Annotated in this window: 21 protein-coding genes and 1 riboswitch; of the genes, 7 read left to right on the forward strand and 14 right to left on the reverse strand. The window is 72.1% G+C overall.

Annotated features, from left to right (window positions below):
• Nucleotides 1-37: 37 nt before the first annotated feature.
• The 3 genes from QC283_RS05635 to QC283_RS05645 form a co-directional block, all read right to left on the reverse strand.
• Entirely contained in the window at nucleotides 38-304 is a 267-nt protein-coding gene (locus tag QC283_RS05635; RefSeq protein ID WP_279560225.1) for a TM2 domain-containing protein, read from the reverse strand.
• A 254-nt stretch (nucleotides 305-558) separates the two neighbouring features.
• Nucleotides 559-978: a DUF2752 domain-containing protein gene (locus tag QC283_RS05640; RefSeq protein WP_279560226.1), complete on the reverse strand. Its 420-nt coding sequence runs from the start codon at nucleotides 976-978 to the stop codon at nucleotides 559-561.
• A complete protein-coding gene (locus QC283_RS05645; protein WP_279560227.1) occupies nucleotides 971-1450 on the reverse strand; it encodes a TM2 domain-containing protein in 480 nt (159 codons plus the stop codon). Before QC283_RS05645 ends, QC283_RS05640 begins: the two co-directional genes overlap by 8 nt.
• Nucleotides 1451-1618: 168 nt before the next feature.
• Here QC283_RS05645 and QC283_RS05650 point away from each other — a divergent pair, with 168 nt between their 5' ends.
• From QC283_RS05650 to QC283_RS05665, 4 genes are all read left to right on the forward strand, one after another.
• Nucleotides 1619-2029, forward strand: coding sequence for a VOC family protein (locus QC283_RS05650; RefSeq protein WP_279560228.1), 411 nt, complete (start codon nucleotides 1619-1621; stop codon nucleotides 2027-2029).
• A gap of 94 nt (nucleotides 2030-2123) precedes the next feature.
• Nucleotides 2124-2531 carry a hypothetical protein gene (locus QC283_RS05655; protein WP_279560229.1) on the forward strand — a complete coding sequence of 136 codons (408 nt, stop codon included), beginning with the start codon at nucleotides 2124-2126 and terminating at the stop codon, nucleotides 2529-2531.
• Nucleotides 2532-2535: 4 nt separating this feature from the next.
• Entirely contained in the window at nucleotides 2536-3051 is a 516-nt protein-coding gene (locus tag QC283_RS05660; RefSeq protein WP_279560230.1) for a thiol-disulfide oxidoreductase DCC family protein, read from the forward strand.
• A gap of 10 nt (nucleotides 3052-3061) precedes the next feature.
• Complete coding sequence (locus tag QC283_RS05665) at nucleotides 3062-3865, forward strand: TetR/AcrR family transcriptional regulator (RefSeq protein WP_279560231.1); 804 nt, start codon at nucleotides 3062-3064, stop codon at nucleotides 3863-3865.
• Here the strand turns inward: QC283_RS05665 and QC283_RS05670 are convergent.
• Together QC283_RS05670 and QC283_RS05675 are read right to left on the reverse strand one after the other, a co-directional pair.
• Complete coding sequence (locus QC283_RS05670; RefSeq protein WP_279560232.1) at nucleotides 3862-5241, reverse strand: metallophosphoesterase; 1380 nt, start codon at nucleotides 5239-5241, stop codon at nucleotides 3862-3864. The genes QC283_RS05665 and QC283_RS05670 overlap by 4 nt on opposite strands.
• 36 nt (nucleotides 5242-5277) lie before the next feature.
• Nucleotides 5278-5517, reverse strand: coding sequence for an SCO4848 family membrane protein (locus tag QC283_RS05675; RefSeq protein ID WP_279560233.1), 240 nt, complete (start codon nucleotides 5515-5517; stop codon nucleotides 5278-5280).
• A gap of 91 nt (nucleotides 5518-5608) precedes the next feature.
• Here QC283_RS05675 and QC283_RS05680 point away from each other — a divergent pair, with 91 nt between their 5' ends.
• Nucleotides 5609-6916, forward strand: coding sequence for a D-alanyl-D-alanine carboxypeptidase family protein (locus QC283_RS05680; RefSeq protein WP_336620622.1), 1308 nt, complete (start codon nucleotides 5609-5611; stop codon nucleotides 6914-6916).
• Here the strand turns inward: QC283_RS05680 and QC283_RS05685 are convergent.
• Genes QC283_RS05685 through QC283_RS05700 form a run of 4 tightly spaced genes read right to left on the reverse strand, consistent with a single transcriptional unit; the run spans nucleotide 6864 to nucleotide 9697 of the window.
• Nucleotides 6864-7796, reverse strand: coding sequence for a YihY/virulence factor BrkB family protein (locus QC283_RS05685; protein WP_279560235.1), 933 nt, complete (start codon nucleotides 7794-7796; stop codon nucleotides 6864-6866). The two genes, QC283_RS05680 and QC283_RS05685, sit on opposite strands and share 53 nt — an antisense overlap.
• Complete coding sequence (locus QC283_RS05690; RefSeq protein ID WP_279560236.1) at nucleotides 7784-8254, reverse strand: GtrA family protein; 471 nt, start codon at nucleotides 8252-8254, stop codon at nucleotides 7784-7786. The genes QC283_RS05685 and QC283_RS05690 overlap by 13 nt, the downstream gene beginning before the upstream one ends.
• On the reverse strand, nucleotides 8248-9189 hold the full coding sequence (locus tag QC283_RS05695; protein ID WP_279560402.1) for a decaprenyl-phosphate phosphoribosyltransferase: 942 nt from the start codon (nucleotides 9187-9189) through the stop codon (nucleotides 8248-8250). The genes QC283_RS05690 and QC283_RS05695 overlap by 7 nt, the downstream gene beginning before the upstream one ends.
• Before the next feature lies 1 nt (nucleotide 9190).
• Nucleotides 9191-9697, reverse strand: coding sequence for a phosphatase PAP2 family protein (locus tag QC283_RS05700; RefSeq protein WP_279560237.1), 507 nt, complete (start codon nucleotides 9695-9697; stop codon nucleotides 9191-9193).
• 133 nt (nucleotides 9698-9830) lie between these two features.
• On the opposite strand from QC283_RS05700, the gene QC283_RS05705 reads away from it, so the two are divergent.
• Nucleotides 9831-11222, forward strand: a complete 1392-nt coding sequence (locus QC283_RS05705) for an FAD-binding oxidoreductase (RefSeq protein WP_279560238.1) — start codon at nucleotides 9831-9833, stop codon at nucleotides 11220-11222.
• Nucleotides 11223-11278: 56 nt separating this feature from the next.
• Nucleotides 11279-12034, forward strand: coding sequence for a decaprenylphospho-beta-D-erythro-pentofuranosid-2-ulose 2-reductase (locus QC283_RS05710; protein ID WP_279560239.1), 756 nt, complete (start codon nucleotides 11279-11281; stop codon nucleotides 12032-12034).
• 43 nt (nucleotides 12035-12077) lie between these two features.
• On the opposite strand, the gene QC283_RS05715 is transcribed toward QC283_RS05710, so the two are convergent.
• The 5 genes from QC283_RS05715 to QC283_RS05735 all read right to left on the reverse strand — a co-directional run bounded on the left by QC283_RS05715 (nucleotide 12078) and on the right by QC283_RS05735 (nucleotide 17114).
• Nucleotides 12078-12656 (reverse strand): 2'-5' RNA ligase family protein, encoded by a 579-nt coding sequence (locus QC283_RS05715; RefSeq protein ID WP_279560240.1) that lies wholly within the window; start codon nucleotides 12654-12656, stop codon nucleotides 12078-12080.
• A gap of 210 nt (nucleotides 12657-12866) precedes the next feature.
• A complete protein-coding gene (trpS, locus tag QC283_RS05720; RefSeq protein ID WP_279560241.1) occupies nucleotides 12867-13880 on the reverse strand; it encodes a tryptophan--tRNA ligase in 1014 nt (337 codons plus the stop codon).
• A 53-nt stretch (nucleotides 13881-13933) separates the two neighbouring features.
• Entirely contained in the window at nucleotides 13934-15379 is a 1446-nt protein-coding gene (locus QC283_RS05725) for a glycine hydroxymethyltransferase (protein WP_279560242.1), read from the reverse strand.
• Nucleotides 15380-15408: 29 nt separating this feature from the next.
• Nucleotides 15409-15495: riboswitch (ZMP/ZTP riboswitch) on the reverse strand.
• A gap of 67 nt (nucleotides 15496-15562) precedes the next feature.
• Nucleotides 15563-16747 carry a glutathionylspermidine synthase family protein gene (locus QC283_RS05730; protein WP_279560243.1) on the reverse strand — a complete coding sequence of 395 codons (1185 nt, stop codon included), beginning with the start codon at nucleotides 16745-16747 and terminating at the stop codon, nucleotides 15563-15565.
• Nucleotides 16748-16754: 7 nt separating this feature from the next.
• A complete protein-coding gene (locus QC283_RS05735; RefSeq protein ID WP_279560244.1) occupies nucleotides 16755-17114 on the reverse strand; it encodes a hypothetical protein in 360 nt (119 codons plus the stop codon).
• Between the last annotated feature and the right edge of the window lie 76 nt (nucleotides 17115-17190).

The following is a 17190-nucleotide window of genomic DNA, read 5'->3' on the forward strand; positions in this document are numbered from 1 at the left end:
GCCCGCGACCGTACCCCCAGGCCCTGATACGTCAGCGTCAGCCGCGCAGCACGCGGCCCTCCTTGTCGGTGCGGTCCTTGCTGACCAGGAACATGATGCCGTCGATCAGCGCCCAGAAGCCCAGGCCACCGCAGGTCAGCAGCTGGGCGACACCGACGCCGACGGAGCCGACGTAGAAGCGGCCGATGCCCAGGGTGCCCAGGAAGAGCTGGAGGATACCGGCGACGATCTTCGACTTCTCGGAGTACGGGCGGCCCTGCGGGTCGTAGCCGTAGGGCGCGGCGGGGTTCGGAGGGACGGTCATGATGGTGCTCCTGGGGAGATGTGGGACGGGCCGGGACGGATGGCCCGGCGGCCCAGGAAGGAACTCCGCTGATCGCACACTGACCATGCACGGCGGTCCACGCGGTGATGACGTGGCCGTCCCCCCTGTGCGTGAGGAGCATAGAGAGACGGGTGGGGCCGGCGGGAGTGGATTCGATCTAACGTTCCCATTCCGTGATCTCCCGGTCGGCAACACGGCCTGACGGCGTCACGGCGTCACGGCGTCACGGCGTCTCAAACGAGGTTGCGCGCCACCGTCCAGGCCACCGCCGTCACCAGGATCAGCACCTGGCCCCACGGGGCGATCCGGGGCCTCCAGGAGCGGCCGCGCAGGCCCTCCACCGTCCAGCGGCCCCACAGCGCCAGCGCGAACGGCGCGGCGAGCAGCAGGGCGCGGTTGTCCAGCCAGGCCGCGGTGAGGTGACCGTGCATCAGGTCGTACGTCATGCGCGTGCCGCCGCAGGCCGGACAGAGCAGTCCCGTGACGAACCGGAACGGGCACTGCGGCAGGAGGTGGCCTGACTCGTGCGGGTCGGTGAACCACAGGTACCCGGCGCCCGCGGCGCCCGCGACGAGCACCGCGAGGGGTGCCGCCGCGGGGTGCCGCGGCAGGCGCCGCCCCGCGGGTGGCGCGGGAGGGGCCGCGTCAGCCACGCAGGATCCGTCCCTGGGCGTCCGTACGGTCGTTGCTGACGAGGTACACGATGGCGTCGACCAGCGCCCAGATACCGAGGCCGCCGCAGGTGAACAGCTGGGCTATGCCCATGCCGACGTGACCGACGTAGAAGCGGCCGATGCCGAAGCTGCCGAGGAAGAGCTGGAGTACGCCGGCGACTATCTTCGACTTCTCGGAGTACGGGCGCCCGTAGGGGTCGTAGCCGTAGAGCGCGTTGGGGTCGCCGCCGCCGTAGGGGCCGGGCGCCTGCTGGTATCCGGGGGCCTGGTAGCCGCCGGGGGGCTGCTGGTACCCGGGCTGCTGGTAACCCGGCTGCTGGTAGCCGCCGGGGGGCTGCTGGGGGCCACCCTGCGGGTAGCCGTAGGGGCCGGCCTTGTCGGCCGCGCCGGGGCCCTGGTTCGGGTAGCCGTAACCGGGCGGCTGGGACGGCTGCTGCGGCTGCTCGCTCACGGTGGTGTCACTCCTGGAAGGTACGGGAAACTGCCGGTCATACTGTAGGACTCGGCGGACAAAGAGAAGCCGGGCCCCGGGAACGGCCATCCGCCCGGGCGGGTGACCCGGCCGCCGCCCCGCAGCGGGTCCGTCCCACTTCACGTCGTACGCACCTAATGTGACGTCATGTCAGATCATGAGTCGTACGAACTGCTCGGGTTCGACAACGTGCTGCTGCCCGTCGGGGATCTCGGCGAGGCCGTCGGCTTCTACGAGCGGGCCGGCTTCCCCGTCGCCTTCCGGCTCGACGAGGCCGGGATCGCACTGCTGAAGGCCGGCGGCGAGACGCCGGGCATCCTGCTGCGGGTGGAGGAGGAGTTCGGCCGGCGGCCGCCGCTGTGGCCGTCCGCGCGGGTGTGGCTGGAGGTGCCGGACGCCCGCGTCGCGGCCCGGGCCCTGCGCGACGCGGGGATGGAGCCGCTCGACGAGCCCTTCCCCGTCGCCACCGGCTGGACCGTCGAGTTCGCCGACCCGTGGGGCAACGTCATCGGCCTCACCGACTACTCCAAGCGGCCGGAGCTGGGCCGCCGCCCGTGACGCGGACCACTCCCCCCACGAGTTGAACACGTTCAAAAGCAGGTCTACAGTCTCCCCTGTCAGCGTTTTGAACGCGTTCAAGGAGGGGTGGGGCATGGACCGCACCGTCATCGCCTACGTCATCTACCTGCTGGTCAGCATCGGTCTGACCATCTGGGTGGCCCGCACGCTCAGCCGCAACGGCCGGGTCTTCCTCGCCGACGTGCTGCACGGCAACGAGAAGCTCGCCGACGCCGTCAACCACCTCCTGGTGGTCGGCTTCTACCTCGTCAACCTCGGCTTCGTCGCCCTCTACCTGAGCGGCGACAAGACCATCGCCGACACCCGCCAGATCTTCGAGGCGCTCTCGACCAAGCTGGGCGTGGTGCTCCTGGTGCTCGGCGTGATGCACCTGGGCAACGTGTACGTCCTCAACCGGATCCGGCGGCGCGGGATGATGGAGCGGGAGCAGATCCCACCGGTCCCGCCGCAGGGCTGGGTGGCCCCGACGGCCGGTGCCTGAGCCGATGTCACGGACGACAGCGACCTCACCGGCGTATCCGACGTCCCCCGCTCCCGCGACGGCCGGCGCCCCGGTACGCCGGCTCACCGTCCTCTACGACGCCGAGTGCTCCCTGTGCGCCCATGTACGGGACTGGCTGCTGCGGCAGCGGCGGCTGGTGCCGATGGAGCTGGTCCCGGCCGGCTCCGACGAGGCACGCCGGCGCTTGCCCGGCCTCGACCACGCCACCACCCTCGACGAGGTCACCGTCGTGGCCGACGCCGGTCAGGTCTACCGGGGCGCCGCCGCCTGGGTCGTCGTCCTGTGGGCACTGCGCGAGCACCGCCCGCTCGCCCACCGGCTCAGCACGCCCACCGGGGCCGTGCTGGCCCGGGGCGCCGTCCTGGCCGCCGCCAAGTGGCGGGGCGCGCGGTTCGGCGGCCGGGCCTACCGCCGGGCCGACGGGTGGGCGTACGAACCCGGCAAGGGATGGCTGTACACCGGACCGGGCTGCGACGACGGCGCCTGTGCCAGTCGTTAGGCTCGCTCCCGTGCCTGCGAAGAACGACGGCCCCGACGACGGAGCCCCCCTCAGCAAGTCCGAGCAGACCCGCGCGCTGATCCTGGAGACGGCCATGCGGCTCTTCCAGGAACGCGGCTACGACCGGACGACCATGCGGGCCATCGCCCAGGAGGCCGGGGTCTCCGTCGGCAACGCGTACTACTACTTCGCCGGCAAGGAGCACCTGATCCAGGGCTTCTACGACCGGATCGCCGCCGAGCACCAGGCGGCGGTCCGGGAGGTCCTGGCCCGGGAGACCGACCTGGAGGCACGGCTGGCCGGCGTGCTGAAGGTCTGGCTGGACATCGCGACGCCGTACCACGAGTTCGCCGTGCAGTTCTTCAAGAACGCGGCCGACCCGGACAGCCCGCTCAGCCCCTTCTCCCCGGAGTCGGAGCACGCGCGCGTGGAGGCCATCAACGTCCACCGGCAGGTCCTGGCGGGCGCGAGAACCAAGGTGCCCGCGGAGCTGCGGGACATCCTGCCCGAGTTGATGTGGCTCTCCCAGATGGGCCTCGTCCTGTACTGGATCTTCGACCGCACGGAGGGGCGCGAGCGCAGCTACCGCCTCGCCGAACGCGGCGCCCGGCTCACCGCGCGCGGCGTCGTGCTGGCCCGCTTCCGGGTGCTGCGCCCGCTGGTGCGCGAAGTACACGAACTGTTCACGGACTTCCTGCCCGGGATGACCAAGGCGCTCCCGGACCCGGCGAAGCGGACGGCGCCCCCCGAGGACGTTCCCGAGGACCCTCCTGGGGACGACGCCCCCGAGAAGGGCCCGCGGAACGGGTCCTAGGCCTTCGGTGAGGCCAGCTCGATCACCGTGATGTCCGACTCCGCCCCCACGCGCGTGGGCGGGCCCCAGGCGCCCGCGCCGCGGCTGACGTACAGCTGGGTGTCGCCGTAGCGCTCCAGGCCCGCGACGGTGGGGTTGGCGAGGCCGGCGAGGAGGCTGCCGGGCCAGAGCTGGCCGCCGTGGGTGTGGCCGGAGAGCTGGAGGTCGACGCCGTGGTCGACGGCGTCGTGGATCTGCACCGGCTGGTGGGCGAGGAGCACGCACGCGCGTGCCCGGTCCCGGTCGCCGAGGGCCTTGGCGTAGTCGGGGCCCTGGCCCTCGTCCTCGCCCGCCACGTCGTTGACGCCGGCGAGGTCGAAGTGGGGCAGCTCGGTACGCGCGTTCTCCAGCGGGAGCAGGCCGAGCCGCCGTACCTCGTCGACCCACTGCTCGGCGCCGGAGAAGTACTCGTGGTTGCCGGTGACGAAGTACGAGCCGTGCCGGGCCTTCAGCTGGGCCAGCGGGGCCGCCGCCGGGCCGAGGTCCTTCACGCTGCCGTCCACCAGGTCGCCGACCACGGCGATGAGGTCGGGCTGCGTGGAGTTGATCGTGTCGACGACCGTCTGCGCGAAGCCGCGGCCCAGCACCGGGCCGAGGTGGACGTCGCTGACCACGGCGATGCGGAAACCGTGCGCCGCGCGCGGGAGCTTGGCCAGCGGCACGGTGACCCGCTTCACCGTCGGGCCGTTCAGCACGCCGTACGTCCCGTAGCCGACCGTCCCGACGGCCGCCGCGGCGGCGGCACCGGCGACGACGCGGGAGACGAAGAGACGGCGGGAGGGGAGGGCGTCAGGACGCTCGGACGGGCCGTCACCGGCGGCGGCGCTCGGGGCCGGCGCCTCAGGCTTCCCGGCTGTTCCAGGCTCCCCGGGGGTTTCGGGCTTCTCGCCTGTTCCGGACTCCTCGGCTGTCTTGGGCGGGGCCGTTCCGGCCGGTATGCGCTCCGTGTCGACGGCCGGGGTCCTCAGCGGCTCCGGCTCCGGCGTCGGCTCCGCACCCGCCTGCCGCCCGGCCGCCCGCCGCTCCAGGAACCGCCGCAGCAGCGGACGGACGACCTCGCCCACGAGCACCGCCAGCAGCAGGTAGAGCGACAGGGCCAGCCACAGGTAACCCGGCCAGGCCAGAATCCGCTCGAGCCAGAACGGCGCGCCCACGTTCCCGGCGACCATCGTGCCGACGGCCAGCGACCAGCCCCCGGCGATCACCACCGCGCCGATACGGCGCACGGGGCCGGGGCCCCGGGTCGTGTCGCGGAAAAGGCGCCGCCACACGTACCAGTTGGCCGCCACCAGCACGCTCACCACTGCCACCGCGACAAGCGCGAAGACGACCACCATGCCGTCGTATCCCCTCGGTTGTGACGTCCGTGACGTCTATGACCTTCGGCGCAGCAGGCGCACCGAGCGCAACCCGATGAGCCCGACGACCGTCCCCAATACGAAGGAGACGACGGCGAGCAGCAGGTGCACCCAGAAGTACGCCGTGGGGTCGCCGTCCTCGAAGGCGAGCCCGCTGCTGTCCTTGATCAGATTTTTGACGAAAGTGATCCAGATGATCCAGCTCCACACCCCGAAAGCGAGCAGGAACCAGGAGACGGGGCGGCTGAGCTTCATGCCTTCAGTATCGCCGCCCCGTGTCCGGATCCGTGCCCGGGGTGGGGAGGGGGGTGGGAGCGTGCCGCTCCCGGGAGGTACGTTCTCGCTCGTGCCCGCACCCCAGAAGGCCGTCAGGCGATCCCTGTTGGTCACCTCCGCCGCCCTGACCGCTCTCGCGCTCCTCACGCCCACCGCGCTCGCCGCCCCGGGCCCCACGGCGAACCCGTCGGCCGGTCCCTCGGCCAGTCCGTCGGCCACTCCTCCCGCGTCGATGTCCGCCGTGGGCGGCGCGCGGCTCGGGAAGCCCGGGACGCAGGTGGATCTGGCGGGCGGGGCGCCCGTGCTGCCGAAGGACCTCACCGCCCGTTCCTGGATCGTGGCCGACGCCGAGTCCGGCGACGTGCTCGCCGCGCACAACGCGCACTGGCGGCTGGCCCCGGCGAGCACGCTGAAGATGCTGTTCGCCGACACGCTGCTGCCGAAGTGGCCGAAGACGACCGAGCACAAGGTCGTCCCCTCGGACCTCGCGGGCGTCGGCGCCGGCTCCAGCATGGTCGGGATCAAGGAGGAGGAGACCTACACCGTCCACGACCTGTGGCTCGGTGTCTTCCTGCGTTCCGGCAACGACGCGGTGCACGTGCTGTCCGCGATGAACGGCGGTGTCGACAAGACCGTCGAGGACATGAACGAGCACGCCGAGGAGCTCCAGGCCCTCGACACGACCGTGGTCAGCCCCGACGGCTACGACGCGCCGCGGCAGGTCTCCTCCGCGTACGACCTGACGCTCTTCGCCCGCTCCGGGCTGCAGAAGAAGGACTTCCGCGAGTACGCCTCGACGGTCCGCGCGAAGTTCCCGGGCGAGACGAAGAAGGACAAGAAGGGCAAGACGTCCCGCGAGTCCTTCGAGATCCAGAACACCAACCGGCTGCTGTCCGGCGGCGACTCGGACGTGAGCGTCTACCCGGGCATCGCGGGCGTGAAGAACGGCTACACCACCAACGCGGGCTACACCTTCACGGGCGTCGCCGAGCAGGGCGGCAAGGTGCTGCTCGTCACGGTCATGAACCCGGAGAAGGACGAGCACAACGAGGTCTACAAGGAGACCGCCCGCCTGTTCGACTGGGGTTTCAAGGCGGCCGGCAAGGTGGAGCCGGTGGGTGAGCTGGTGCCGCCGAGGAGCGCCGCCCAGGCGAGCCCGCGACCCGCTCCGGCCGCCTCGGGGGAGGCCGGCGGCACCGGGAAGGGCGCGGCGGGCGCGAAGCCGGTGGCGGGCGCCCCGGCCGCGGACGGCTCCAGCGGTGTCGGCGTCGCGGCCGGTATCACCGCCGGTCTGCTGGTCCTGCTCGCGGGCGGCGCGTTCCTGATCAACCGGAAGTGGCCGCTGCCGGACCTGGTCCGTCGCCGGACGCGCCCGTGACGTCCGGCCCGTCCGTTTCCGTCAGCTCCTCCTCCTTGCTCCCCGTCGCCGTCCAGGCGGCGCAGAACAGCACCAGCTTCGAGGTGAAGTTGATCCACAGCAGCAGGGCGACGGGGACGCCGAAGGCGCCGTACATGCTCTTGGCGGCGACGCCCTGCATGTAGCCGCTCAGCAGCAGTTTCAGCAGCTCGAAGCCGATCGCGCCGATCAGCGCGGCCACCATCAGGCGGCGGCGCGGGGGCTGGACGCCGGGGAGCAGGGTCAGGACGTACAGCAGCAGGAGGAAGTCGGCGAGTACGGCGACGACGAACGCGGCGACGTAGAGCAGCACCCCGCCGAAGCCGCCCTCGGCGATGCCGAGCTGCCGGATGATCCAGCCGACCAGCGCCGAGGCGACGGTGGAGATGGCGACGGTGACCAGGAGGGCGCCGCCCAGACCGACGAGGACGCCGGCGTCCTTGGCCCGGTGCACCACCGGGTTCTCCTCCTCGTCGGGCAGCTCCCAGACGGCACGCAGGCAGCCCCGGGTGGCGTCGACCCAGCCGATGCCGGTGAAGAGGAGCAGGGCGCCTGCGATGAGGCCCACGGTGCCGGCGTTGTCGATCAGGCCCTGGATGTTCAGCTGGTCGGCGATTCCGGGGATCTGCTCGGCGATCGTGTCCTGGAGCCGGCCCTGCTGGTCCTCGTCGAGCGTGGCGGCGGCGACGGCGGCTGCCAGGCTGAGCAGCGGGAAGAGCGCGACGAAGCTGGTGAAGGTCATGGCGGCGGCCAGCCGCGTCCACTTCACCCGGTCCAGCCGCTCGTACGAGCGCCACGCGTGCGTGGTCATCCCCCGCGCCGCCCACGGGCCCACCACGGGGAGCTTCTTCAGCCAGTCCATGATCCGACCCTGCCCCCGCTCGCCCCGGTCCATGATCCCGTCGTGTCACCGGTTCCTGCCCCGGTACGGAAGACCAGGGTTCTTGTGCCCCAAAAACGCAGGATCGTGGCCAGGACCATGCCGATTCCCGCGCCGGAGACCGTGTCGGCGCGCTGCGAGGTGAGTCCGAGGCCGTAGTGGCTGACGGCCAGGCACAGCAGCTGTACGGCGGCTCCGGCGGCGTTGACCGCGAAGAACACGGCGTACGGGCGCAGGCCCCGCGGTCGGGCGTGCCGGTAGGTGCCCAGCGCGTTGCCCGTGTAGGCCACGGAGCAGCCGGCGACGAAGGAGAGGGCCTTGGCGGTGAGCGGGCCGAGACCGGCCGGGCCGCGCAGCCAGGTGAAGAGGCCGAGGTCGACGGCGTAGGCGAGCAGGCCGACGGAGGCGAAGCCGAGCAGCTCGCGCCGTCCGGCTACCAATTGGCCACCGCCAGGCCGTACATCGCCACCCACACCACGCCGATCAGCGCGAGCGCCCGGTCGCGCAGGACGACGTCCTCGGGTTCGCCGGCGGTGCCCCGGTCGGCGAAGACGGCGTACCGCAGGACGGCGAGGACGAAGGCGACCATGGACAGCTGGCGCCAGGGCAGCACGCTGGTGTGCGGGACGCCGCCCTCCTCCATGGCCCACATGCAGTAGCCGAGGACGGCGACGCCGGCCGCGAGCTGCCACACGAAGCGGAGGTAGCCGGTGGTGTACTCGGTGAGCAGCGCGCGCGTGGCACCGTCCTTTTCGGCCATCTGGACGGCTTCGGAGTAGCGCTTGGCGGCGACCATGAACAGCGCGCCGAAACCGGTCGTGATGAGGAACCAGCGCGACAGGGGGATACCGAGCGCGAGTCCGCCGATCATCGCCCGCATCAGGAAGCCGGTGGTGACGACGGCGAGGTCGACGACCAGGACGTGCTTGAGGCTGACGCAGTACGCCAGTTGCATCGCGAGGTAGGCGGTCAGCAGGGCCGCGACGGGCCTCGGGCACAGCCAGGCCGCGGCGAGGGGCGCGAGGACGCCCAGGGCGCCGCCGACGGCGTACGCGACCGGCACCGGGACCTGTCCGGCGGCGACCGGGCGGTGCCGTTTGACCGGGTGGGCACGGTCGGCCTCGGCGTCGCGGGCGTCGTTGACCAGGTAGACGGCGGCGGCGCAGGCGGTGAACAGGACGAAGACCAGGGCCAGCTGGGTGAGCGCGTGCCGGGAGAACAGCTCACCTGCGGCGGCCGGGGCCGCGACCACCAGGACGTTCTTGATCCACTGGCGGGGGCGCGCGGTCCGGAACAGGCCGGCCAGGAGCCCTTTCCCACGGGGCGGGGCGGGCTCCCGCCGCTGTTCGGGGGCGCGTTGCCGCAGGACGGCCATGTCAGTCACGGGTGCCTCCGCGCATCCAGCCGGCGCCGAGCCGGGCCGTGAGCGCGCCCAGGGCCGCGCCCGCGGCGACGTCCGAGGGGTAGTGGACGCCGACGACCAGCCGGGAGGCGCACACCGCGGCGGCGAGCGGCCAGGCGGCGTGGACACCGAGCGCGCCGAAGGCGACGGCGGCCGCCGCGGCCGAGGTGGCGTGGGAGCTGGGGAAGGAGTGCCGGCCGGCGGTGCGCACCAAGGGCACGACGTGTGCCGGGCGCGGGCGGCGCACGACGCGCTTGAGACCCATGCTGACGACGTGCGCGCCCGCGGTGAGCGCGGTACCGCGCAGCCAGGCCGCGCGCCGCGTGCCGTCCACGGCGGCTGAGGCGAGGCCCGCCGCGAGCCACACCGCTCCGTGCTCCCCGGCCCAGGACAGGGCACGCGCGGCACCGGCCACGCGCGGGTCCGTGCCGCAGGCTCTGAGCGCCGTCACGATCCGGTGGTCCATGTCGAGGTCGTCCATGTGGACTCACTGTTCACGCCAACGGCTCCGGAAGTCCGGCATGATCGAGCGACATACCATTAATCACCCGTTTCAGGGACGGGCAGAATGTTTTGGAACTAATCGTTCGCATAGTGGCGATACGGTCACCGGCATGTCTGCCGACACCGTTCCCGACGCCGACTCGGATCCCGACGCCGGTTGGGGTCCCGTCACCGGCTGGGGCCGCACCGCGCCCACCGCCGCCCGGCTGGTCCGCCCGCGGACGTACGAGGAGGCCGCCGTCGCCGTCCGGGACTGCGGGGCCCGCGGTGGCATCCCGAGGGGCCTGGGGCGGGCGTACGGGGACGCCGCGCAGAACGCGGGGGGCGACGTGCTCGACATGACGGCCCTGGACCGCGTCCACGCCATCGACGTCGACGGCGGCACCGTGCTCTGCGACGCGGGAGTCTCCCTGCACCGGCTGATGGAGGTGCTGCTGCCGCTCGGCTGGTTCGTGCCGGTGACGCCCGGCACCCGCTATGTGACGGTCGGCGGGGCGATCGGCGCGGACATCCACGGCAAGAACCACCACGTGTCGGGCTCCTTCGCCCGGCACGTGCTCTCGTTCGAGCTGCTCACCGCCGACGGCCGGGTCCGCACCGTGGACCGGGGCACGCCGCTGTTCGACGCGACCGCCGGCGGCATGGGCCTGACCGGTGTGATCCTCACCGCGACCGTGCGGCTCCAGCCGGTCGAGACCGCGCTGATGTCGGTCGACACCGAGCGCGCCGCCGACCTGGACGACCTGATGGCCCGGCTGACGGCGGGCGACCACCGTTACCGCTACTCGGTCGCCTGGATCGACCTCCTCGCACGCGGCGCCGCGACCGGCCGCGCGGTGCTCACCCGGGGCGACCACGCCCCGCTGGACGCGCTGCCCGCCCGTTCCCGTGCGCGGCGGGCGCCCCTGGCCTTCCGCACCTCCCGTCTCCCGGCCGCCCCCGACCTCGTCCCGGACGGGCTGCTCAGCCGGACGACGGTGGGCCTGTTCAACGAGCTCTGGTACCGCAAGGCCCCCCGCGGGCGGACCGGGCAGCTCCAGCGGATCTCCACCTTCTTCCATCCGCTGGACGGGGTCCCGCACTGGAACCGGATCTACGGCCGCGGCGGCTTCGTGCAGTACCAGTTCGTCGTCGGGCACGGCCGGGAGGACGCCCTGCGCCGGATCGTGCGGCGCATCGCCGAGCACCGCTGCCCGTCCTTCCTCGCCGTCCTCAAGCGGTTCGGTGAGGCCGACCCGGGCTGGCTCTCCTTCCCGGTGCCCGGCTGGACCCTGGCCCTGGACATCCCGGCGGGGCTGCCGGGCCTCGGTTCCTTCCTCGACGGCCTCGACGAGGAGGTGGCGGCGGCCGGCGGCCGGGTCTACCTCGCCAAGGACTCCCGGCTGCGGCCGGAGCTGCTCGCCTCGATGTACCCGCGCCTGGACGACTTCCGCGCGCTGCGCGCTGAGCTGGACCCGCGCGGGGTGTTCGTCTCCGACCTGTCCCGGCGCCTCGGCCTCTAGGAGCCCCTTCGGGCCCCCTCCAGGACCCTTCCTCCACAAACCCCCAGGAGCCTGTCGTGAAGGACGCCTTCGGCATTCCCCAGTCCCTTCTCGTCCTCGGCGGTACGTCCGAGATCGCGCTCGCCACCGCGCGCCGTCTGGTCGCCCGCCGCACCCGCACCGTCTGGCTGGCCGGCCGCCCCTCCCCCGCGCTGGACGAGGCCGCCGAGCGGCTGCGCGGTCTCGGCGCCGAGGTGCGCACCGTCGCCTTCGACGCGCTCGAGACCGAGTCCCACGAAGCGGCCCTCGGCAAGGTCTTCGCCGAGGGCGACATCGACCTGGTGCTGCTGGCCTTCGGCGTCCTGGGCGACCAGGCGCACGACGAGCGCGAGCCGCTGAACGCCGTACGGGTCGCGCAGACCAACTACACCGGCGCGGTCTCGGCCGGCCTGGTCAGCGCCCGCGCGCTCCAGGCGCAGGGCCACGGCTCCCTGGTGGTGCTCTCCTCGGTGGCCGGGGAGCGGGCCCGCCGCGCCAACTTCATCTACGGCTCCAGCAAGGCAGGCCTGGACGCCTTCGCGCAGGGCCTCGGCGACGCGCTGCACGGCACCGGCGTGCACGTCATGGTCGTACGTCCCGGGTTCGTGCGGTCGCGGATGACCGCCGGGTTGGAGGAGGCGCCGCTCGCCACGACGCCCGAGGCGGTCGCCACGGCCATCGAGGTGGGGTTGCGACGGCGTTCGGAGACGGTGTGGGTGCCCGGTGCGCTGCGCGTGGTGATGTCGGCGCTGCGGCATCTGCCGCGGGCGGTCTTCCGCCGGCTGCCGGTGTGAGGCCGTCCGGGGCCTGTGAGGCCGGCCGGGCCTCGGGCAGGATCTAACGGACCGGCACGGAGCCGCTCTCCACGCGGCCCGCCTGCGGGGGGACCGTGGTGCTGCCGAAGGGGAACTCGCGCAGCTTGCGCCACACCCCGTCGGCGCCCTGCTCGTAGAGCGCGAAGCCGGTGCAGGGCCACTGGGCCTCGTAGTCGGACAGCTCCTCGTAGGCGCGGTCCATCGCCGCTTCCCCGATGCCGTGCGCCACGGTGACGTGCGGGTGGTACGGGAACTGCAGTTCGCGGGGGACGGGCCCGGAGGTGTCGCGGACGCGCTTCTGCAGCCAGGAGCAGGCCGCGGCGCCCTCGACCACCTGGACGAAGACCACGGGCGACAGCGGGCGGAAGGTCCCGGTGCCGGACAGCCGCATCGGGAAGGGCCGGCCGCGCGCCGCCACCTCGGCCAGGTGAGCCTCGATCGCGGGCAGCGCGCCGCCCTCGACCTCGGTCGGCGGCAACAGGGTGACGTGCGTGGGGATGCCGTGAGCGGCGGCGTCACCGAAGTCCGCGCGCAGCTGCTGGAGCTTGCTGCCGTGAGGCTCCGGGACCGCGATCGACACGCCGATCGTTACGGTCCCCACGTCGTCTCCTGTCGTCACGTGTCACTCGTCGTATGTCGCTGTGCCGGACACCCGATATCGACTGTACGGCCACGACCCGGCCCGGGGCAGGCGCAACCGGAGTGATGTGCAGCGCTACGGCGGCGTGCCGGGGCGCACCGGGGTTTCCGGGATCAGCGCGGAAGCGGTGGTCGGGCCGTGGTCGGACGGTGGGCCGGGCGGTGCCGCGGCTCAGTGCTTGGCGGCCAGGAAGCCCAGCCCGTCGTACGCCCGGGCGAGGGTCTCCGCGGCGACGGCACGCGCCTTCTCCGCGCCCTTGGCGAGGATCGCGTCGAGGGTCTCCGAGTCGTCCAGGTACTGCTGGGTGCGCTCCCGGAACGGGGTGACGAACTCCACGACGACCTCGGCGAGGTCCGTCTTCAGCGCGCCGTAGCCCTTGCCCTCGTACTTCCGCTCCAGCTCCGGGATCTCCGCACCGGTGAGGGTGGAGTAGATCGACAGCAGGTTGCTGACGCCGGGCTTGTGCTCGCGGTCGAAGCGGATCACGGTGTCGGTGTCCGTGACGGCGCTCTTCACCTTCTTCGCGGTGGCCTTCGGCTCGTCGAGCAGGTTGATCAGGCCCTTGGGGGTGGCCGCCGACTTGCTCATCTTGGCCGTCGGGTCCTGGAGGTCGTAGATCTTCGCCGTCTCCTTGAGGATGTACGCGCTCGGGACGGTGAAGGTGGCGCCGTAGGTCTGGTTGAAGCGGTCGGCGAGGTCGCGGGTCAGCTCCAGGTGCTGACGCTGGTCCTCGCCGACGGGGACCTGGTCGGCCTGGTAGAGCAGGATGTCGGCGACCATCAGCATCGGGTACGTGAACAGGCCGACGGTGGTGCGGTCGCTGCCCTGCTTGGCGGACTTGTCCTTGAACTGGGTCATCCGGGACGCCTCGCCGAAGCCGGTGATGCAGTTCATCAGCCAGCCGAGCTGGGCGTGCTCGGGGACGTGGCTCTGCACGAACAGCGTGCAGCGGTCCGGGTCGAGTCCGGCCGCGAGGAGCTGGGCCACGGCGAGGCGGGTGTTCTCGCGGAGTTCCTTCGGGTCCTGCGGGACCGTGATCGCGTGCAGGTCGACGACCATGTAGAACGCGTCGTGGGTGTTCTGCATGTCGACCCACTGGCGGACGGCACCGAGGTAGTTGCCGAGGTGGAACGAGCCTGAGGTCGGCTGGATACCGGAGAGCACGCGGGGACGTTCAGAGGCCATGCCCGTCATTGTCTCAGGTTCCGCCCGAGGCTCGTTCCCCCGGTCGGCGACCGTCAGCCCAGGTCGATCTCCGGGTAGAGCGGGAAGCCCGCCACCAGGTCCGTCGCGCGCCGCGAGATCTCGTCGGCGGTCTTCGCGTCCAGGACGTGTGCCGCCTTGGAGGGGGCGCCCGACTTGGTGGTGCCGGCCTCGGTGGTGGTCAGGACCCGGTCGATCAGGCCCGCGACCTCGTCCATCTCCGCCGTGCCCAGGCCGCGGGTGGTGAGCGCCGGGGTGCCGACGCGGATGCCGGAGGTGTACCAGGCGCCGTTCGGGTCGGCCGGGATCGCGTTGCGGTTGGTGACGATGCCGGAGTCGAGGAGCGCGGCCTCGGCCTGGCGGCCGGTGAGGCCGTAGGAGGAGGCCACGTCGATCAGGTTGAGGTGGTTGTCGGTGCCGCCGGTCACCAGGGTGGCCCCGCGCTTCGTCAGGCCCTCGGCGAGCGCGCGGGCGTTGTCGACGACGCGCTGGGCGTAGTCCTGGAACGCGGGCTGCCGGGCCTCGGCGAGGGCGACGGCCTTGGCGGCCATGACGTGCGGGAGCGGGCCGCCGAGGACCATCGGGCAGCCGCGGTCGACCTGGTCCTTGAGGGAGTCGTCGCACAGGACCATGCCGCCGCGCGGGCCGCGCAGCGACTTGTGGGTGGTCGTCGTGACGATCTGGGCGTGCGGGACCGGGTCGAAGTCGCCGGTCAGTACCTTGCCCGCGACGAGGCCGGCGAAGTGCGCCATGTCGACCATGAGGGTCGCGCCGACCTCGTCGGCGATCTCGCGCATGATCCGGAAGTTCACCAGGCGGGGGTACGCGGAGTAGCCGGCGACGATGATCAGCGGCTTGAACTCGCGGGCGGAGGCGCGCAGGGCCTCGTAGTCGATCAGGCCGGTGGCCGGGTCGGTGCCGTAGGAGCGCTGGTCGAACATCTTGCCGGAGATGTTCGGGCGGAAGCCGTGGGTGAGGTGGCCGCCGGCGTCCAGGGACATGCCGAGCATGCGCTGGTTGCCGAAGGCCTGGCGCAGCTCGGCCCAGTCGGCGTCGGTGAGGTCGTTGACCTGGCGGACGCCGGTCTTCTCCAGGAAGGGCACCTCGACGCGGGCGCCGAGGACGGCCCAGAAGGCGACGAGGTTGGCGTCGATGCCGGAGTGCGGCTGGACGTAGGCGTGGCGGGCGCCGAAGAGCTCGCGGGCGTGCTCGGCGGCCAGCGACTCGACGGTGTCGACGTTGCGGCAGCCGGCGTAGAAGCGGCGGCCGATGGTGCCCTCGGCGTACTTGTCGCTGAACCAGTTGCCCATCGCGAGAAGCGTGGCCGGGGAGGCGTAGTTCTCGGAGGCGATCAGCTTGAGCATCTCGCGCTGGTCGGCGACCTCCTGGCCGATGGCGTCGGCGACGCGCGGCTCGACGGCGCGGATCGCTTGCAGCGCGGCACGGTAGGCGACGGACTCGGGGGTGAGCTCTGCGGACACGGGGGCCTCCGGACGTTGGAATCAGCGTTCAGGTCGGCCCAGGCGCTCGGCACTTGTCGCTCGGACCGCTTCCCGATGGTTCATCCCATCCTTGCGCGCCAGTCACGGCCCGGGCCCAGGGTAGCGGGTGTGTTCTGCCGGTGCCTTCCGTGTCCGCGATGCGGGAGCTCCCCCGGGAGCGGTTCAGAGGATCACGTGGGGGAGGAACCTCGCGTACTCGTCGGTCACCAGGCCCGACGACTCCCTGATGCCCAGGCCCGCCGACTCGTTCTCCACCACCCAGGCGCCCAGGACGACGCGATTGCCGTCGAAGTCGGGCAGGGGGGCCAGTTCCTGGTAGCAGCAGGGCTCGTCGCGTACGACGGGGGCGGCGCCCGGCTCGTGGATCGTGACGCCGGCGCCCTCGCGGCCCAGCAGGGGCTTGGCGACGTAGCCCGCCGTGTCGGCCAGCTCCCTCGGGCCGTCGAGGTAGGCCGGGAGGAGGTTGGGGTGGCCGGGGTACAGCTCCCAGAGGATCGCCAGCAGGGCCTTGTTGCTGAGCAGCATCTTCCAGGCGGGCTCGATCCACAGGGTGGTGCCGGTGCCGCCGCCGTTGTCGAGGGTGTCCAGGACGTGGTCGGCGAAGCGGTCGGTGGTGAGCCACTCCCAGGGGTAGAGCTTGAAGATGCTGCGGATGAATCGGAGCCTGTTGTCGACGAAGCGGCCGGACAGGCGGTCCCAGCCGATCTCCTCCACGGAGATCCAGTCGGTCTCCAGGCCGGCCTGCTCGGCGGTCTCCTTGAGGTAGGCGACCGTCATGAGGTCCTCACCGAGCTCGTCGTCGGCGGAGTGCGCGAAGTACAGCGGGCTGCCGGGCGGCAGGAGGGCGGCCTGCTTCTTCCAGGCGTCGACGAGGCGCTCGTGGAGGCTGTTCCACTGGTCGGCGCCGGGGAAGCTCTCCTCCATCCAGAACCACTGCGGGGACGCCGCCTCGACCAGGGAGGTCGGGGTGTCGGCGTTGTACTCCAGGAGCTTGGCGGGCCCCGTCCCGTCGTAGCGCAGGTCGAAGCGGGCGTAGACGGAGGGCAGTTCGGCGCGGCGGTGCCAGGCCTCGGTGACCGCCCGGACCACGCGCGGGTCGGTGATGCCGAGGTCGGCGAAGCGGCCGGCGGTGACGATGTGCCCGGCCGCCGCCAGGCACATGCGGTGGAGTTCCTCGACGACCTCCTCCAGCGCCTCGACCTCCGGGAGGGAGAAGACGTAGTAGGCGCTCTCGTCCCAGTAGGGGCGCAGGGAGTCGTCGGGGTAGCGGGTCAGGGGGTAGATGCAGCCCTGCTCCTCCACGGTCTGCTGCCAGCCGGGGCGGGGCTCGGTGGTGCGGCGCTCCACGGCGGGCTCAGCCGCCGCCGCTGCCGGAGCCGGAGCAGCCGAAGCCGCCGCGGTCGACGGCCTCTTCGCGGCTGAAGGTGCCGGAGTCGGCCCAGCCGTTGCTGACGTCGCCGTCGTAGTACCAGTCGGCGTCGTCCACCTTGGAGCCGGACTTCTTCTTGCCGCCCTTGCCGTACGAACCGCCGGACGAGCCCGACTTGCAGTTCTTGTCGGCGACGACCTTGTAGCCGTTGAGGTAGTCGTAGCTGTCGCGGTCCACGCAGCGCCGGTCGGGGTCCGACCCGCACGCGCTCAGGGCCGCCGCGAGCATTCCCATACCGCCGAGCACCACGGTGCTCGACCGCAGCCGTCGCCGGGTCTGTGCCATGTCCGTCTCCCCCGTTGTCCGCGCTTTTGTACGTCAGTTGAGCCGATGGTTGGACCGATCGAGTGTACGACCGCCG

The organism is Streptomyces sp. DH41 (assembly GCF_029813785.1).
Lineage (GTDB): Bacteria > Actinomycetota > Actinomycetes > Streptomycetales > Streptomycetaceae > Streptomyces.

What these genes read in the sequence shown, in the direction of transcription:
- QC283_RS05635 (WP_279560225.1), bottom strand. Translation starts at nt 304, where the DNA reads ATGACCGTCCCTCCGAACCCCGCCGCGCCCTACGGCTACGACCCGCAG.
- QC283_RS05650 (WP_279560228.1), top strand. Translation starts at nt 1,619, where the DNA reads ATGTCAGATCATGAGTCGTACGAACTGCTCGGGTTCGACAACGTGCTG.
- QC283_RS05655 (WP_279560229.1), top strand. Translation starts at nt 2,124, where the DNA reads ATGGACCGCACCGTCATCGCCTACGTCATCTACCTGCTGGTCAGCATC.
- QC283_RS05660 (WP_279560230.1), top strand. Translation starts at nt 2,536, where the DNA reads ATGTCACGGACGACAGCGACCTCACCGGCGTATCCGACGTCCCCCGCT.
- QC283_RS05670 (WP_279560232.1), bottom strand. Translation starts at nt 5,241, where the DNA reads ATGGTGGTCGTCTTCGCGCTTGTCGCGGTGGCAGTGGTGAGCGTGCTG.
- QC283_RS05675 (WP_279560233.1), bottom strand. Translation starts at nt 5,517, where the DNA reads ATGAAGCTCAGCCGCCCCGTCTCCTGGTTCCTGCTCGCTTTCGGGGTG.
- QC283_RS05685 (WP_279560235.1), bottom strand. Translation starts at nt 7,796, where the DNA reads ATGGACTGGCTGAAGAAGCTCCCCGTGGTGGGCCCGTGGGCGGCGCGG.
- QC283_RS05695 (WP_279560402.1), bottom strand. Translation starts at nt 9,189, where the DNA reads ATGGCCGTCCTGCGGCAACGCGCCCCCGAACAGCGGCGGGAGCCCGCC.
- QC283_RS05700 (WP_279560237.1), bottom strand. Translation starts at nt 9,697, where the DNA reads ATGGACGACCTCGACATGGACCACCGGATCGTGACGGCGCTCAGAGCC.
- QC283_RS05705 (WP_279560238.1), top strand. Translation starts at nt 9,831, where the DNA reads ATGTCTGCCGACACCGTTCCCGACGCCGACTCGGATCCCGACGCCGGT.
- trpS (WP_279560241.1), bottom strand. Translation starts at nt 13,880, where the DNA reads ATGGCCTCTGAACGTCCCCGCGTGCTCTCCGGTATCCAGCCGACCTCA.
- QC283_RS05735 (WP_279560244.1), bottom strand. Translation starts at nt 17,114, where the DNA reads ATGGCACAGACCCGGCGACGGCTGCGGTCGAGCACCGTGGTGCTCGGC.